9 protein-coding genes, 4 tRNA genes and 2 pseudogenes are annotated in these 17,179 nt (G+C 46.7%); 4 read left to right on the top strand and 11 right to left on the bottom strand.

From position 1 onward, the window contains the following. From C5684_RS03605 to C5684_RS03575, 7 genes are all read right to left on the bottom strand, one after another. A partial coding sequence (locus tag C5684_RS03605; protein WP_456152204.1) for a primosomal protein N' family DNA-binding protein occupies positions 1-272 on the bottom strand: 272 nt, incomplete at its 3' end. A gap of 18 nt (positions 273-290) precedes the next feature. Continuing rightward, positions 291-1,766 carry a sodium/proline symporter PutP gene (putP, locus tag C5684_RS03600; protein ID WP_104639444.1) on the bottom strand — a complete coding sequence of 492 codons (1,476 nt, stop codon included), beginning with the start codon at positions 1,764-1,766 and terminating at the stop codon, positions 291-293. Next, a complete protein-coding gene (locus C5684_RS03595; protein WP_104639443.1) occupies positions 1,756-5,307 on the bottom strand; it encodes a bifunctional proline dehydrogenase/L-glutamate gamma-semialdehyde dehydrogenase in 3,552 nt (1,183 codons plus the stop codon). The genes putP and C5684_RS03595 overlap by 11 nt, the downstream gene beginning before the upstream one ends. A gap of 145 nt (positions 5,308-5,452) precedes the next feature. Next, positions 5,453-5,529, bottom strand: a tRNA-Arg gene (locus C5684_RS03590). Positions 5,530-5,535: 6 nt separating this feature from the next. Beyond that, positions 5,536-5,612: transfer RNA gene (locus C5684_RS03585), tRNA-Arg, on the bottom strand. 40 nt (positions 5,613-5,652) lie between these two features. Continuing rightward, positions 5,653-5,729 (bottom strand) — tRNA-His (locus tag C5684_RS03580). A 15-nt stretch (positions 5,730-5,744) separates the two neighbouring features. Further along, positions 5,745-5,821 (bottom strand) — tRNA-Pro (locus C5684_RS03575). A gap of 484 nt (positions 5,822-6,305) precedes the next feature. On the opposite strand from C5684_RS03575, the gene C5684_RS03570 reads away from it, so the two are divergent. Both C5684_RS03570 and C5684_RS03565 read left to right on the top strand, forming a co-directional pair. Then, a complete protein-coding gene (locus C5684_RS03570; RefSeq protein ID WP_013890894.1) occupies positions 6,306-6,821 on the top strand; it encodes a C40 family peptidase in 516 nt (171 codons plus the stop codon). A gap of 127 nt (positions 6,822-6,948) precedes the next feature. Continuing rightward, the gene (locus tag C5684_RS03565; RefSeq protein ID WP_104639442.1) at positions 6,949-9,300 is read left to right on the top strand and encodes a TonB-dependent receptor family protein; all 2,352 of its coding nucleotides are present in this window, start codon (positions 6,949-6,951) and stop codon (positions 9,298-9,300) included. A 32-nt stretch (positions 9,301-9,332) separates the two neighbouring features. Here the strand turns inward: C5684_RS03565 and C5684_RS03560 are convergent, their stop codons facing one another. Both C5684_RS03560 and selA read right to left on the bottom strand, forming a co-directional pair. Beyond that, the gene (locus C5684_RS03560; protein ID WP_104639441.1) at positions 9,333-11,402 is read right to left on the bottom strand and encodes a methyl-accepting chemotaxis protein; all 2,070 of its coding nucleotides are present in this window, start codon (positions 11,400-11,402) and stop codon (positions 9,333-9,335) included. A gap of 68 nt (positions 11,403-11,470) precedes the next feature. Beyond that, complete coding sequence (gene selA / locus C5684_RS03555) at positions 11,471-12,772, bottom strand: L-seryl-tRNA(Sec) selenium transferase (RefSeq protein WP_199764484.1); 1,302 nt, start codon at positions 12,770-12,772, stop codon at positions 11,471-11,473. A gap of 61 nt (positions 12,773-12,833) precedes the next feature. Here selA and speA point away from each other — a divergent pair, with 61 nt between their 5' ends. Together speA and trpB are read left to right on the top strand one after the other, a co-directional pair. Next, entirely contained in the window at positions 12,834-14,711 is a 1,878-nt protein-coding gene (gene speA / locus C5684_RS03550) for an arginine decarboxylase (RefSeq protein WP_104639440.1), read from the top strand. Positions 14,712-14,730: 19 nt separating this feature from the next. Then, a pseudogene (gene trpB / locus C5684_RS09840) lies at positions 14,731-15,988 on the top strand (tryptophan synthase subunit beta). Here the strand turns inward: trpB and C5684_RS03540 are convergent. Further along, positions 15,985-16,815 (bottom strand): hypothetical protein, encoded by an 831-nt coding sequence (locus C5684_RS03540; protein ID WP_104639439.1) that lies wholly within the window; start codon positions 16,813-16,815, stop codon positions 15,985-15,987. The pseudogene trpB and the gene C5684_RS03540 overlap by 4 nt on opposite strands. After that, positions 16,816-17,179, bottom strand: a pseudogene (locus C5684_RS03535) (hypothetical protein); the annotation flags it as partial.

Raw genomic sequence — 17,179 nt, 5'->3', positions numbered from 1 at the left:
GGGTAAAATAGGGGGGCAACTATGCCCAGCCCTGCACAATAATAATGCGTGATGAAGCGCAATAGCAGCATTTGGTGGGGATTAAAGTAGGTGTTGGTGGGGGTGGCTAGTTTGCATGTAAACTCGGGCCTAGCACACTCTTTTAGCACCACGCCCAAAACTTGGCGATTTTGTAGGGGGATTTTGACCAGAGTGCCTATCTCTAGGCTTGCTTGGCTCTCATAGGTTAGAGGTTTGGTTTTGGCAAAGGGGGCGATGGTGTAAAAGGGCATGGTAGCCTTGGGGTAAGCTTACCCCTTTTTAACCTCTTGCATCACCCGATCAAAAGCCTCTTTGGTGCCCGAGCGCACGGGGCTTAGGAGACTAAAAACAATGATGGCTAAAGAGCTAGCCAAAAATCCGGGCACGATCTCATAAATATCCAAAAAGCCCTTGCCAAATTTATCATATAAGATCACCATGCCCGCCCCAAAGACCATACCCATAATCGCCCCGAGGCGTGTCATGCGCGCCCAAAAGAGCGAAAAGAGGATCACGGTGCCAAAACTGGCTCCAAAGCCTGCCCACGCATAGGACACGATTTTAAGCACGCTGGCGTTGCGATCTTGGGAGATAAAAAAGGCAATGCACGCCACAGCCAACACAGAGGCACGGCTAACAACCATGACGGTTTTAACCGGGGCTTGCTTGTTAAAGACTTTGGCGTAAAAATCCTCCGCAATGGTTGAGGAGCTCACTAAGAGCTGGGAGCTAGCCGTGCTCATCACAGCTGCTAAGATCGCGCTTAAGAGAATCCCGCTCATCCAAGGGTTAAACAGAGTCGCGCTCATTTCAATGAAAATTTTTTCGGGATCGGCTAAGTTGAGATGGAATTTAGCCACATACGCCACGCCCAAGAGCCCAATCAAGCAAGACCCCGCTAGGCTAATCCCCATCCAGCCAATTCCAATGGCGGTTGCTTGGGGAATCTCCTTGATGGAGCGAATGGACATGAAACGCACCAAAATATGGGGTTGTCCAAAATAGCCCAAGCCCCAAGCCAAACTAGAGATCACCGCCACAAGGGAAGTCCCCTGTAAAAAAGCAAGGTTTTCAGGCTTGATTTTGGCAATCTCTGCAAAACCCGCCTCAAATCCACCCAAGTGGTAGAGCATCATGCAGGGCACCACAATGAGCGCACCCATCATGAGCAAGCCTTGGATTAAGTCCGTCCAGCACACCGCCTTATAGCCCCCTAAAAAGGTGTAGGTAACAATGATCAAAGTGCCCACAATAAGGGCATGGGTGTATTTGACCCCAAAGGTGGCTTCAAAGAGTTTTGCCCCACTCACTAGCCCAGAGGAAACATAAAAAGTAAAGAAGATCAAGATCACAATGGCAGAGATAAAGCGCAAAATGTGCTTATCATCGCTAAAGCGGGTTTCAAAGTAATCAGGGATCGTAATAGAATTGGCGATCACGCTGGTATAGACTCGTAGGCGTTTAGCCACTAAAGACCAGTTAATAAACGCCCCGATGGTTAGCCCAATGGCGATATGGCTATTGACTAACCCGCCCACATACAACGCCCCGGGCAAGCCCATGAGTAACCACCCGCTCATATCGCTCGCCCCCGCACTCAAGGCACTAATAACCGGACCCATAGAGCGATCGCCCAAGAAATAATCCTCAGTGGTTTCGTTCTTGCGGTAAAAATAAAACCCAATGTAGAGCATCAACACCGAATAGAGCACAAAGACGATCAAAATCTGGTAGCTAATGTGCATGCGTGCCCTTTGCTTGTAGCCCACGCGCACCCAAATTCCCATAGCGGTGGTAAGAAATGCTGATCGATTTTTCTAGGTGGTAATTGAGTAGCTCAAAACGCCCGCATGTTAGAGGTTTGGCATTAGCCACCACGATTCCTAGCTCTGCACTGGCTTGGTAGAGTGCGTCTAAATTTTTGCCAAAGTAACGCACACGCCCAAAATCGCCTAATTTGGCACAAAATTCCTCCAAACTCTCATAATAAATGGTGGGGTTGAAGTGGTGCTTGATATACTCCAAGCATTCTAAGAGCGTGGCAAAGTGCAAATTATCCACATCGCTAGATAGGCTGATGGTAAGGGGGATTTGGCTCACAGCAGCCCCCATCAAAACGCTAAAGAGTTCTAACAAGCCATCTTCAGGGCGAACGCGGTAGCCAATGCTAGAAACTTTGGTGTAAGAAAACCAATTCTCCTCACCGCGGATATGCACAAAATCCCTTTTTTGGTTAAACTCGTGTTGCTCGTAGTGGGCATAACTCTTAGCCATCTGCACGATTTGGTGGTATTCGTTTTGGTGGTGCTGGTTAAAAGACTCTAGGGCTTGGATAAAGGGGGTTGCGCTCACATCGCTAATGGGGGTGGCATTAGGCAATTCCTCAATCTCTACAAACTGGGTAACATAGTTATAAACCCCCACCTTGCGCCCTAGCCCCACAGCGGATTTTTTAACCCCCCCAAAGGGTTGGCGTAAGACAATCGCCCCCGTGGTGGGTTTGTTGATATAGACATTCCCCACCTCGATATGCCCGGTATAATATTCCCATTCGCGTTCATCTAGGGATTCTAAAGCCCCGGTCAAGCCATATCCGGTTGCATTAGCGATCTCTATGGCTTCTTTTAAGTCTTTGGCTTTCATCACAGACAAGTAGGGCACAAACAACTCGGTCATGTGGGTGTAATCGCCTTTTTGCGTGCCGTATTTGATACAGGGTTTCATCAAATACGGATTATCATTAACAAATTCGGGTTGCAACACCCACTCCTCATGTTCTTCAATATTATTTAACGCCTTTTGCACCTTAGTATCCGGGACATCCGCCAGCGCGCCAATTTTATGCTTGAGCTCTAAAGGGTCGCCCACACTCATGGACTTGGTCGCATCCACCAGGGCGCGTTTGAAATCCGGGTCGTTATAAATCTCCTCCTCTAAAATCAAGAGCGAAGTAGCCGAACATTTTTGTCCGGAGTTGCTGAATGCCGAATGGATAATATTTTTCACCGCTTGATCGCGATCCGCCATTTTGGTAACAATGGTGGCGTTCTTGCCCCCCGTCTCTGCGCTCAAGTGCAAGGTGGGGTTGGCTTGGAGCATGCGATAAGCCGTATCCTCTGAGCCGGTGAGCACGGCAAAGCTAATGGCGGGGTCTTTTAAAAGGTGCTTGCTGATGTCCTCGCCCCTAGCGGGCAAATAGATCAGCGTGTCTCTGGGCACGCCCGCATCCCAAAAGCATTCACACAAGCGATAACCCACCACCGCACTTAAGCTAGAGGGCTTGTAGATCACCACATTACCCCCAGCCAGTGGGGCAGCAATCGTGCCTACAGAGATTCCGATGGGGAAGTTCCACGGGGCAACCACCACGCCAATCCCCTTAGGCTTAAAGCGGATATGGGGGTGCTCCTCTAGGAGTTTTTGCAAGCTATGGGGGTAAAACTCTAAAAAGTCGATCGCCTCGCTCACCTCCGCATCGCTCTCAATGAGGGTTTTACCCACTTCTAAAGCGCATAGACCGATCAAATCCCCCCGCCTGTCCCTAAAATTTTGTGCCACTTGGGCTAGGATCGCATGGATTTCATCTAAAGATTTATGCCCAAAGGTACTAGATTTAGCGGATTCTAGGGCCTCATGGATGAGGTTTTCATTAGCTAGGCTAATAGTGGCGATCTTTTTGTGTGCGATCTTGTCTAGGACATCGATCATTTTGAGGCTTTTGGGGTTGTATTCTCTGCCAATGACGGGGGCAAGCTCGACAATGGGGGCGTTTTTAGCCTTTTCCACGACTTTTTTAGCCCACTCTCGGTTAGCTTTCAAAATAAAATCCGTGTCGCTCTCGTTTTTAAAGGGGTTGTTAGGGTAGGTGGAATGGGCACTTTGGTGGATATTGCGATCTTGCTTGCGGTGCGTGGTGCTATCCAAAGTGTTGATGCCTGCCAAGCTTTTTAAAAACCGCTCCTCTTGATCTTTCCATGCTGGCGATCCCACTTGGAGATTAAAAAAGGCTTTCATGAAGTTATCGGCTGCGGTGTTTTCATCTAAACGGCGCACAAGGTAGGCGATGGCATTATTAAAATGCTTTTCATCACACACGGGGGCGTATAAAATGAGCTTGTGCATCTCTTTAAGCTCTAGGCTAGCCTGCAAGCTCATCCCCTCCAACATCTCAAAGCTAAAATGCTCTAGGGCTATTGGGTCGTTTAAAGTGTGGATACGGGTATAGGCATAGGCGATCTCAAAGAGGTTATGCGAGGCGATCCCAATTTGGATGTATTTGTAATTGTCATTTTCCAGCACAAAATCCAACATTTTATTGTAGTTGGAATCGGTGTCTTGTTTGCGCGTGAAAGTGGGGAGCTCCCAGCCCTTGATCGAGGCGATGGTTTCCTCACTCTCCATATTCGCCCCCTTGACAAAGCGGATCTTAATGGGGGGGAGATTGTTAAGCACCCTTTCTTTAGAAAAGGCATGCAATTTTTGCAAATAGGCATAGGAGTCGGGGATATAGGCTTGCAACACGATCCCCGCACTGATGGGGAATTTGGTGATGGACTCCATAAAGGACTCCACAGTGAGCTCTAAGTCCCTAAATTCCTCCATGTCTAGGTTAATGAACTTGTCAATCCCATGCTCTTTTTTTTGCTCTAGGGCTAGGGCATAGAGGGTGTCTAGGCGTTTAACCACCTCCTCTTTAGAACTCTCAAAGTCAATGATATTGATTTGGGAAAAAATCGTGGTGATCTTGATAGAAATATACTTGATGTAGCTGGACTTGATCGCCTCTTGGTATTTGTGCATGCGATACGCCGCCTCGGACTCGCCTAGCACCTCCTCGCCAATCAAATTGATATTGAGCGTGATATGCTCGGCTTCGCGTTTTTCAATCATATTTTTAAGGCTGTCGCTACTCTCATCTAAAACCAAGCCCTTTGTGTCGTGGCGAATCCGGTTGACAAAAAAGGGCACACTCATGGAGGGGGCAAGCTTACCCACGCTCAAAAAGCCCGCTAGCAACAACTTTTCAAAGCTGGTGAAAAAATCCGCAATGCCGTATTTCTTAAGCGTGTATTCGATGAAATCAAAGCGTGCGTGGTTGCTATTAGCTCTAAAGCTACGATCCAAGAGTTCAATGAGCATGACTTTATGGGAGGGGTTGTTCAAGAGCTTTTGCATTTTGGCATGGAAGGATCGCTCTTCACTACTCAAATGCTGCACGATCTTGGTTTGTAGGGTTCTAGCAAGGGCAAGGCTAGATTGGATGATTTCACTAGAGGGTTGTTGCATGTGGGCTCCATTAATAAGAATTGTGGCTAATTGCGGACAAGTAACCTAATGTGTAAAGTATAAAATACTTGGGTTAATGATCCTTGCCTACTAGGTTCGCAAAAAGCCGTGCTAAATGAGATGTTAAGATTGGAAACAAAAGCGGTGGTACGCTTGACAGGACTTGAACCTGTGGCCTACGGCTTAGAAGGCCGTTGCTCTATCCAGCTGAGCTACAAGCGCATGGGGTGGTACGCTTGAAGGGAGTCGAACCCCTAACCCCCAGATCCGAAGTCTGGTGCTCTATCCAATTGAGCTACAAGCGCCTAAAAGAAATTTTGCAAGAAAAAAGGGAGTTTTGGATAATGGGGTGGGTGATGGGGCTTGAACCCACGACCCCCAGGACCACAATCTGGTGCTCTAACCAACTGAGCTACACCCACCATTTTAAAGAAGACTGGTCGGGGCGAAAGGATTTGAACCTTCGACCCCTTGGTCCCAAACCAAGTGCGCTACCAGGCTGCGCTACGCCCCGCTATTCTCACAAACAAACGCCCATTTTAGCTTAAATTTGCTGTGTTGTCAAGGAATGGGATTTGGTTAAGAATAACAAGAACAACTCAAAAATCACTCTTAAAGTCTTGACAAAATAAGATTTTTCAAGTAGAATGCCCGCCGTGTTTGTATCAAACTCCTTAGAAACAACGCAATCTAGTTTTTGTTAGTTCAGTTTTCTTGGCTGTTGGAGAAAATTGGATTTTTGCTGTTTTGTTGCTGTTTGGCTACTCTGCTCATAGAATTTGAAAACCCCTTAAATTTTATGGTTTGCTCGTTTCAAATACGGGCTCTACCCTTTTAGCTAGGTCTTTTTGGTGAATACCTAAAACCTAGCGATTATACCGCTGAAATATTAATGGCTATTAACAAGTCAAGACACTCAAGTCAAGACACTCAAATAAAATGGAAATTCTCACTCTTGTATGTTAGAATGGCTCACCAATTCATTTTAAGGATTAACGATGGCACTCCCCCTACTTGTTTTAGGTCTCCCCGCTGCTTTTAATCTTGCCGAATCGTTTGTGGATAATGTGATTCGCGACAAGGTAACCCCCAAGCTGGGGAGCATTCTTTATTGCCGTCTTTATGGTCCCACCACCCATACCGGTATTTATGTGGGTGAAAACCAGATTGTGGAATTGCTTGGAACAGGCAAGGTCAAACTTTCCACACCCAAAGAGTTTATCAGCGGCACACAAGCGATGAGTATTTATGTGTCTTGCAAAGGCACACAGGCGGTCGGGTTTGCTAAGGCTGCCCAAAGAGCGCGTGCGATGGTGGGGAAAACTTTGGACTATCCCAGTGGGGGTATCCCCACAGAAAAACATGAACGCAACTGCCATTGTTTTGTTTATGAATGCTTGAGCGGGGAGCATGATAGCGATAGATGGACGCTTTTAGACATTGAAGCAAAGTTTAGAGGGGAATTTTTTGATAATTGGCGGGTATGGGATTTAGATAGCAAAGATCTATTTTAGACTCAGCTCCCCACAAACAATTTTAACACCCCCCTAGTCCAAGCGAGGGCTTTTTCATTATTAATGCAATTCTTATAATTGTTTTTATATAATCCACATCTGTAATTTTTTTTTCAAAAGGTTTTTAATGAAAAAGGTCATGGTCGCTCTTTGGGGGGGGTGTTTGTCTATACATAATTTACAGGCTATTGAAACCAAGCACTTACAAAGGGTGGAAACCACAGGGGCAACTCTGAATGAGGAAGCCCCCAAAAGTTGGCGTAGCCCGGAGGTGAAAAACTATTTGGGTAGCCAAACTATCATTTCACACAAGCAACTCACCCAGCAGGCTAACCAAAGCATTGAAGAAGCCTTGCAAAATGTGCCCGGGGTGCATATCCGCAACGCCACAGGTGTAGGGGCGGTGCCTACTTTTTCCATACGCGGATTTGGGGGCGGGGGCTCGGGGCATAGCAATACGGGACTAATTTTAGTCAATGGAATCCCCGTCTATGTCGCGCCCTATGTGGATATTGGCATGCCTATTTTCCCGGTTACCTTCCAATCAGTCGATCGTATCAGTGTCATCAAGGGTGGGGAGAGTGTGCAGTATGGACCTAATGCTTTTGGAGGGGTGATTAATATCATCACTAAGTCCATCCCCCATAAATGGGAAAACCAAGCAGCCGAGAGAATGACTTTTTGGGCTAAGGCGCACAATGCGGGATTTGCTAGCCCTCCCTCTAACACCGGTGCCTCTAACACCGGCGATTCCTCTTTTCTTAAATCCCTAAGCAATAACTTACTTTACAACACCTATGTTAGAAGTGGGGGGATGATCAACGAGCACTTTGGGGTGCAAGCCCAAGCTAACTGGGTGATGGGGCAAGGCTTTAGGGACAACAGCCCCACCAATATCCAAAACTACCTTTTAGATGGGCTCTACCAAATCAATGAAAACCACAAAATCAGCATCTATTACCAATACTATAAATTTTTCTTAACCGATCCGGGCTCTTTGGGTGCGCAGGCTTACGATCAAAACCGCTTCCAAAACAACCGCCCCAACAACGCCAAAAGTGGCAAAGCGATGCGTTGGGGAGGAGTGTATCAGACCTTTTTTGGCGATACAGACAAGCTAGGCGGGGATTTCACGCTCACCTACTATGGGCATGACATCAGTCGGGATTTCCAATTTGACTCAAACTTCCTCAATGTCAATACAGACCCTAACGTGGGACCAGTTTATACCAATCAAAACTACAAGGGGTATAATATTGGCGATCACCCCCGCAATTACCTCATCAACGCCATTGAGCCCAATGTCAATATCACCTTAAACACCAAACACATGCGGCACACCTTTAAAATTGGCATGCGTTACATGGCTAGCGATATGCGGTTTCGATTCTTGCAAAATAAGTGTCTGTCTGTGAATAATGGCACTTGCCAGATGTCTGGATTCTTATATGACAAAAAAGCAAGCCAAAATTTGGAGATGTTTAACAATTATATCGTGGGTTATGCCAGCTATAAAATGGAGTTTTTTAATGGCAAACTTACCCTCATTCCGGGCTTCCGTTACACTTTCCTAGACTATAAAAAAGTGTTGCCCGAAAATGTCAATCCTAATACGGGCAACTTTACTGAAACTAAGGTTGTCAAAAAAACCGATAACCAGTATAGCCCGGCTTTCAATTTGGGTTACAAGCCCTTAGAAGATTGGGTAATGTATTTTAACTACCGCCGCAGCTTCATCCCCCCCCAAGCCAAGTCTGTTAGTATTTTTTCCACCAATTACAACCAAATCTTCAATGAGTTTGAGGTGGGCTCGCGTTATTCCTACAAAGACCTCCTAAGTTTCAATGCCAACTACTTTGTCATTTTGGCACACCACTATTATAGTGGCGGGTATGGGAGCAATGCCTTAGATATTGATGCTAAGAGTCAAGGCGTGGAATTAGAGCTTTACTACGCCCCTATCAGGGGTTTGCAATTCCATGTGGCTTATACCTACATTGATGCGCGCATCACCAATAACGCCAAAGACAATCCTAGCTACTTTGAAGGCATTATCAATCAGTCCTTTAATCTCAAAGGTAAAAGATTGCCCTATGTGAGCCCCAATCAGTTCATCTTTGACATGAGTTATACCTACAAGAAAACCACTTTCGGGCTTTCTAGCTATTTTTATAGCCGTGCCTATTCCTCTATTCTCAACCAAGCCAAGCCCCAAACCGCCTGCTTTAACTTTGGTTATAGCATTGATGGAGCGACCTTTGGCTGTAATAGTGTGGGGCTCTTGCCTTGGTATTGGGTGTGGAATGTGCAACTCAGCCAAACATTTTGGCAAGGCGGGCGGCACAAGGTTACGGGCAGTCTGCAGGTCAATAATATCTTTGACATGAAATACTACTTTAGGGGCATTGGCACTAGCCCCACAGGCAGAGAGCCCGGACCGGGTCGCTCGGTTACAGCCTATTTAAGCTATGAGTTTTGAAAACAACGCCAACGCCAAAAATAGGCATCTGATCAGAACTTCTTGCGTTGCACATCCTCAACAATTTGGGCTGAGATGTCATCAATCCCCTTAGAAACCTCTTGGGAATCTTTGGCAATGGCTAGGGAGCTAGCCGTATCTTTTTTAAACTCTTCTAGGACCGCATTAATATTTTGCACGCCACTAGATTGTTCTTGAATGCGCGCAGAAGTGTCTGCAATGCTTTGTACCAGCACATTAATATTGCTTTCTACCTCGCTCAAAGATTTTTGTGTGCGTTCGGCCAGTTTTCTGACCTCATCAGCCACCACCGCAAAGCCCCGCCCATGTTCGCCCGCCCGGGCAGCTTCAATGGCAGCATTTAAAGCCAGTAAATTAGTTTGTTCGGCAATGTCGCGGATGATTTCCACGATGTTTTTAATATCTTGACCTTGTTGGATCATCTGCGTGCTTTGTTGGGCTATTTGCGTGATTCCCCCCGTGATCTCCCCAATACTCAAAATGGTTTTATCCAAACTGCTATTTTGGCGCACGGCAATTTCATTGAGCCGATCCACACAAGAGTTAAGCGCATTGACCTTGTCATCTAGCTCTTTGGCAAAACCAGCCGAAGTGCTGAGCATGCGTCTGGTTTCTGAGCCCAGCGCATCTACTGCCTTTTCCATCTGCGCACTTGCTTGGGGAATCCCCTTTCTAAAATCAAATTGGGCGTAACGCTCAAAGGCATCATGGAGGGTTTGCATGTGCAAGCCAATACTCTTTTGCATGTAGAGAATGATGTTATTAAGATTGGTTTTGAGCGCGGCTAGGGAGGGGTTATGGGGCTCTGCACTAATGGTTTGGCTAAAGTCCCCACTCTCCACCTTTGAGGCCACTTGGATACTATTTTCCACCGCTTGGCTATCTTGCATGATATTTTTTTGGATTTCCTGAATGTTTTGGTTGATGCTATCTTGCATCTGCCCCAACTCGTCCAAATTCCTAGCGGGCACGAGTTGGATATTCTCCGCTGAAACCTCATGGCGCAGGATTTTAAAGAAGTTATGCAAATTATCTGAAACAAACCCGATGCGTTTGATCATAAGGGTATAAATGAGCGCGTAGATAACCCCAATCACCACCAATAACCCAATCACATTGGTGATTGCCAAAGTGGCGCGGATTGCATCCACATCTCTAAAAATCCGCTTTTCACTGCGCACCCCAGCCACCCCCCAAAACCAAGGCGTGTCGCCCACACTCCCGCTGATCACCCTAAAAGGGTAGATGGCGGCATAGGAGGTCAAGCCACTCACAGCAGAACGCACCTTCAGCACATCGGGCTTGCCACTTGCAATAACGGGGATTCCCTCCTCAGAAAAAGTCTTGTGGAACTTTTCCCAAGGGGTGTTGCGCACGCTGGGATTTTTTTCCACATAGAGCAAGGTGCCATCTTGGGCAATCAGGTTAAATTTGGTCTCCCCAACGCCATAAGATTTGAGCACAAGCCCAAAGCGATCGATATTGACAAACAAGATCACCGCCCCCCTAAAAGCCCCATGGGCATCCTTGATGGGGTAGGCCACATCGATGCCATAAATCTCGCTTTTATCCTGCATGGTGCGCACATAGGGCTTGCCTAACACCATTTTATTCTCCCTTTTGCTCTGCAAATAAAGCGGGTTTTCATAAAAATGCGGGGCGTTTAGCTCCACAATCTCGCCACTCCCGCTCAGACTATTCACATCGCCCATTCTGACCTGTTCGAGACTAAAAGCCCCATTGGGGTCATGTTCTAGCCCTATGGAGAGCGCATTGATCGCACGGGAGCGGTAAAGATAATCCTTTAAAAGTTGTTTTTTAAAAGGAGCTTCTTGGATTGTGTTAGCCAAAACCACATGTAAGGAAGCCAAACGCACAAAAACACGAGTGATACTATCTTGCACACCCTGCCCCGCATTGCGCACCTGAGCTTGGAGGCGGTTGATCGCCTCTGCTTTCAAAATACTTTCTACATGACTTATCACAAAATAAAAGATCGCCAACATCAAAGCCACCAAAACAACCGCAATACTCGCCACTATCTTAGCTCTTAGCGAGGCGTGCTTAAAGCGTGCAAACATAAAAAGCCTTTCATCGTAGATTTTATCCATGATAGCAAAAAATACGGTAGTCTTAGTGGCAAAGTCCGTTAGGGGCTTAGAATCTCTTGCACAAAGCGCACGATGGCAGAAAAATCCTTTTCAAAGAGTGCATAGACATCGAGCACCACGCAATCAGAGCGCACCACTCCAGCCACGCCCCTTTTATACAAGGCGTGATAAAGGGCTTTGCAATCCATATGAGCTTGTAGTTGCACCCCAAAACTCTCTACGCCCTCCATCTGCACGCCCCCGCCTATATGCGCCTGCGTGGGGATCACAAAGGCTTTTAGTCCGGCTATCTGGCTTAAAGCGCGGTGGAGTTTGAGGGCTTTATTAAGCAGTGCGTCTTTATCTTGCTCTAAAAAAGTTTGTAAGGGGGTTTTTTGCCCTTGCAAATAGCCTTGTAGGCTCTTGGTGAGTAAAAAAAGCGTGATCTTATCCACCCTAAAGGCGCGGTAAAGCGGGTGTGTGCGTAAGGGCTCTATATATTCTTTTCTGCCTAGCACAATCCCAGCCTGCACGCTCCCCAAAAGTTTATCGGCACTAAAACTTAAAAGATGTGTGCTTTTAAGGGCTTTTTGCGTGTGCTCCACGCTCTGCACGCTCCCTAAATCTTCATAAAAAATGAAGCCCCTTTCTTGGGCTAGATTAAAAAGAGATTTGGAGGGCACGCTAGCCACAAACCCGCTCATGGAAAAATTACTCCAATGCACGCTAGCAAGTAGTGCGCTGGCATCGCTGCAAGCATTCTTATAATCGCGCAAATAGGTTTTATTGGTGCTACCCACTAACTTAAGGTGGGTTACACTCTCCAAGAGTTCATGCGCTCTAAAACCCCCCCCAATTTCGACCAACTGCCCATAAGAGAGCAGAGTTTGTTTGCGTTTGGATTTGGGGGCAAATACGCTTGCCACTAACACCAATGCGCTGGCGTTGTTATTGAGAATCAACGCATCGGGGGCGTTAAAGAGTGCCTTTAAAAGATTTTGTGCCTGAAAAGCGCGCTCAAAACGCATGGCACTCTCTAGATCCACTTCTAAATCCACATAGCCGCTCAAAATCTCTAATTCTTTTAAGGCTTGGCGATCGAGGGGGGCACGCCCTAAATTGGTCGAGAGCAATACCCCCGTTGCGTTATAGACCTTTTTCAAAGGGGGAGCTAGCAAGGCTAAATAGCGTGCTTGGAGCGCATCACACCACTGGGCTAAGTTTTCATAGCCGCATGGATTTTGCCGACACTCCTCTAATAATGCATTAGCCAAAGCCTTTAAGATTGCGCGATCGTAGCCCACAAAACAAGGGGCGTTTAACAATGTGTGCATGGCGGGGGGGTGTTTGGGTGCTTCCATAGGGTGATTCTAGCACATAAAGGGGTTTTTTTTGTTATACTGCCACTTTTAAAGGGATGGCATGCAAACTTATGGCTTAGAGTATTGGGGCAGAGAGGATTTTGTGATTGAGGGGGGGCTAGTCAAGCTCAATGTGGGGAGCAAGCCTAGCTTGATGGAGATTGTGATGGAGTTACGCGAACAGGGCTTTAAGGGTCCCCTACTCTTGCGTTTCCCCCATTTGATTGAAAAACAAGTTAAAGAACTTTTCAACATGTTTTCTAATGCCATTAGCCAATACCACTACAGCGGGGCGTTTAAGGCGGTCTTCCCCTTGAAGGTCAATCACATGCCCCATTTTGTCCTGCCCTTAGTGGAGATTTCTAAGGCGTTTAAGGGGCATTATGGCTTGGAAGCCGGGAGCAAAGCTGAATTGATTTTAGCGATGAGTTATATCCAAGAGGGCGCACCCATCACGGTCAATGGGTTTAAAGATAAGGAGATGATTGAGCTAGGTTTTATTGCCTCTAGCATGGGGGCAGATATTACGCTCACCATAGAGGGACTAAGCGAGCTTAAGAGTATCTTAGAAGTGGCATTAGAGAATAACACCACAGGGGAGAATGCCAAACTCTGCCCTAAAATCGGGATTCGCGTGCGTTTGCACAGCTCGGGGGTGGGGATTTGGGCTAAGAGCACGGGGATTCATGCCAAGTTTGGGCTAGCCAGCACGGAATTATTAGAGGCGATGCGTTTGTTAGAAGAACACGCCCTTTTAGGGCAACTTTCCATGATTCATTTTCATATCGGTAGCCAAATTAGCGACATCACGCCGCTTAAAAAGGCGCTCAAAGAGGCGGGGAATATTTATGCCGAGTTGCGTAAAATGGGGGCGTTTAATCTTAAGAGTGTGAATATTGGCGGGGGGCTAGCCATTGAGTATTCCCAGCACAAGCACCAATGCGAGCGCAATTACACCCTAGAGGAGTTTGCCGGCGATGTGGTCTTTTTACTCAAAGAGATTGTGAAAAATAAAAAGGAGCTAGAGCCTAATATTTTCATCGAATCGGGGCGTTTTATCAGCGCTAGCCATGCGGTGCTGGTCGCACCGGTGCTCGAATTATTCTCTCAAGATTATGATGAAAGCATTTTGCGCCTCAAAGAGACCAACCCGCCCCTAGTGGCTGAAATGGAGGATCTCTACCACAATATCAATGCCAAAAACGCCATTGAATATTTGCATGACAGCTTGGATCACATGGAGTCCCTCTTTACCCTCTTTGATTTGGGCTATATTGATTTGCAAGATCGCAGTAATGCGGAGGTCTTGGGGCATTTGATCATCAAAAAAGCCATTGGGTTTTTTAGGCACAAAGATCACAGCGATATTATCCGCATCCAAGAGCAAGTCCAAGAACGCTATTTATTAAATTGTTCCTTTTTCCAAAGTCTGCCCGATTATTGGGGCTTGAGGCAGAACTTCCCCGTCATGCCCTTGCATAAATTAGACCAAGAGCCCACCCGCAGTGCGAGTCTATGGGATATTACTTGTGATAGCGATGGGGAGATTAGCTTTAATAAAAATAAGCCCTTGTTTTTGCATGAGGTCGATGTGCGCCAAGAGGAGTATTTTTTGGGGTTTTTCTTGGTGGGGGCGTATCAAGAGGTTTTGGGCATGCACCACAATCTTTTCACCCACCCCACTGAGTGTTGCGTGCATGTGCATGCTGCAGGCGCGCCTGAGCCTTTTTCACTCAGCCACATTTTAGAAGCCCAAACGATTTTAGATGCCCTAGAGGATTTGGAGTATGACACCAAAGAGATGGAGCGTATTTTAAAACAAAAAATCGAGGAGAGCACGCTTTTAGATAGCGAGGAAAAAAAGGAGGTTTTGGGGCGTTTGTATGTGATGTTGAGTGAAAATGGGTATTTACGCACTCTAGCCTTGCAAGAAATATAAATTACAAAAAGAGGTCTGTATGTCTAAACCCAGTCTGTTTCTCAAATCCCAAAATATGTTTTTTGGGGAGCATTTTGGGGGCATGTTTGTGCCCGAAAATCTCAAAGCTGCCTTGCTGGAGTTGGCTAAGGCTTATGAAAATATCTTACCCACACCCCCATTCCAAAACACCTTTAAAGACTTATGCACGCATTTTATTGGTCGCCCTACACCCTTGATTTTTGCTCAAAACACTTCGGCAATCTTGGGTAATGAAATTTATTTAAAATTTGAGGGGCTGGCTAATACCGGGGCGCATAAAATCAACAATGCCCTAGGGCAGGTTTTACTAGCTAAGATGATGGGCAAAACCAAAGTAATAGCCGAAACTGGGGCAGGTCAACATGGTTTAGCCACCGCAAGCGCATGCGCTAAATTGGGCTTAGAGTGCCATATTTATATGGGGGCTAAAGATGTCAAGCGGCAACGCCCCAATGTATTTAACATGGAACTTTTAGGCGCGCATGTGCATGCGGTTGAGAAAGGCGATCAGGGCTTAAAAGATGCCGTAGATGAGGCATTGGGGGCGTGGAGTAAGCAAATTGAGACGACTCATTATGTGTTAGGTTCGGCTGTGGGTCCCTACCCTTATCCGGATTTGGTGCGGGATTTGCAAAGCGTGATTGGCAAAGAGCTCAAAGAGCAGATCAAGGATTATTTTGAGGGCTTGCCTGATATTGGTGGCATGCATTGGTGGGGGGAGCAATGCGATGGGCTTTTTTAGTGCCTTTTTAGAGGATTGGGGGTGTGCGCTCTATGGCGTGGAAGGCGGGGGCAGGGGGACTAATTTGGGCGAACATGCCACGCGCATGCGTGCGGATAAGAAAATGGCGATCGCACATGGATTCCAGAGTATTTTTATCCAAGATGATCAAGGCAACTTGGCTAAGACCCATTCGATCAGCGCAGGGTTAGATTATGTGGGGATTGGCCCCCAAATTGCGTATTTGGAGAGTATTGGGCGTTTGCATTGTTTGAGTGCTAGAGATGAGGAGGCTTTGCATGCCCTGCAATTCTTTGCCAAACATGAGGGTATCATTGCGGCGTTGGAATCCAGCCACGCCCTAGCGGGGGTGTTAGAGTTGAGTAAAAACTTTAAGAATAAAAAGATCATCGCCCATGTTTCTGGGCGTGGGGATAAGGATATTTTCATCACCGCCAAACACGCTCACCCGCAAAGATGGCTAGAATTTTTAGAGCATGAGGCTTTAGAGCTAAGAGAAAAATTAAATTCTTAATGCTTAGAGGATTCGAGTAAAACCTTGATTCCCCCTTTAAGCACGATGGGGTTTTGCATGTCGCTAATTTTGACAAAGCGGACTCCATCGGGGATAGAGACGCTGATTTTAGAGGTGGGGTTTTTCTCGTAGATGAAGTCGCGCATCTGCAAGGAGGAGTCAAAAAAGCTAATTTGGGGTTGCCAATCGGGGTTGGCAATGATGTTTAACTTGCCACTATAAGCCATATCTAGCCAATACTCCCCGCTAATTTCTTTGAGGGCTCTAAAATGCCCGGTGGGGATAATGGTGGTGGCGTTAGCCAGTTTGGGGGTGCGTACTTGGAAGGCATAATGCCAATTTTGCAAATCATCGCGTTTGACATCGCTAAAATCAAAGCCCTTTTTGGCAAATAATTCGCCCAAAAGCGTGGGGTCTAGGGCGTATTCGGTGCTAAAGCCAAAGGTCGCCTTGCTCCAGTCTTGTTTGTGCTCCATCTCTAGCACCATCACATACGAATAGCCCATTAAAGACAGCACGCTTTGGATGGTCTTTAAGAGCAATAGGGGGGAGCTTTGGGCTTCAAAACTCACCCGCAATGTCCCGGGTTGTTTGAATTTGAGGGGCAAGAGACCATTTGCCTTAAGCGTTTGCAATACTTTTCTCACCTGCAAATTGCCTTGTTGGTCGTAAAAGCTATTGGGGTTACTAAAAACCCGATCGATAAAATTGCGGTTAGTCAGATAAAAGCGATCGCCAATGAGATTTTGAATCTTATCCTCTAGCGCGCCCCCAAAAAGGAGGCTTGTGGTGCTGATAGAGAGGATGAGGTATTTTAAGGGATTCAACTAGGGGCTCCGTTTTTTGTAGGTTGAGAGGCTAATGCGGGTGAGTCCATTTTTAGGGGTGTATAAAAAGCGCAAGGGGCGATCCCGATTAGAATCCAAATCTTCCCCATTGGCTTTAATAGATAAATTGCCATGCCCAAAGGCTATGAGCCATTTATGCCCGTGGGTTTCAAAGCTGTAGGTTTCTTTGATGATCGCTTGGGTTTTGTAGTGGGTGTTTAGGTCAATGCGTTCCATCCACACTTCTTCTTTAGGGGTGATCACAATGCTATCAGCTTGGGGCGCTGGAGTGCTCGTCTCTTCTTTTTGGGTGGTTGGGGTAGGTGTGGGGGGTGTTGGGGCTATCTCAGGCTTAGTTGCGGGC

The sequence above is a fragment of the Helicobacter bizzozeronii genome (assembly GCF_900196775.1).
Lineage (GTDB): Bacteria > Campylobacterota > Campylobacteria > Campylobacterales > Helicobacteraceae > Helicobacter > Helicobacter bizzozeronii.
This window is presented reverse-complemented; position numbering and strand designations above follow the sequence as displayed.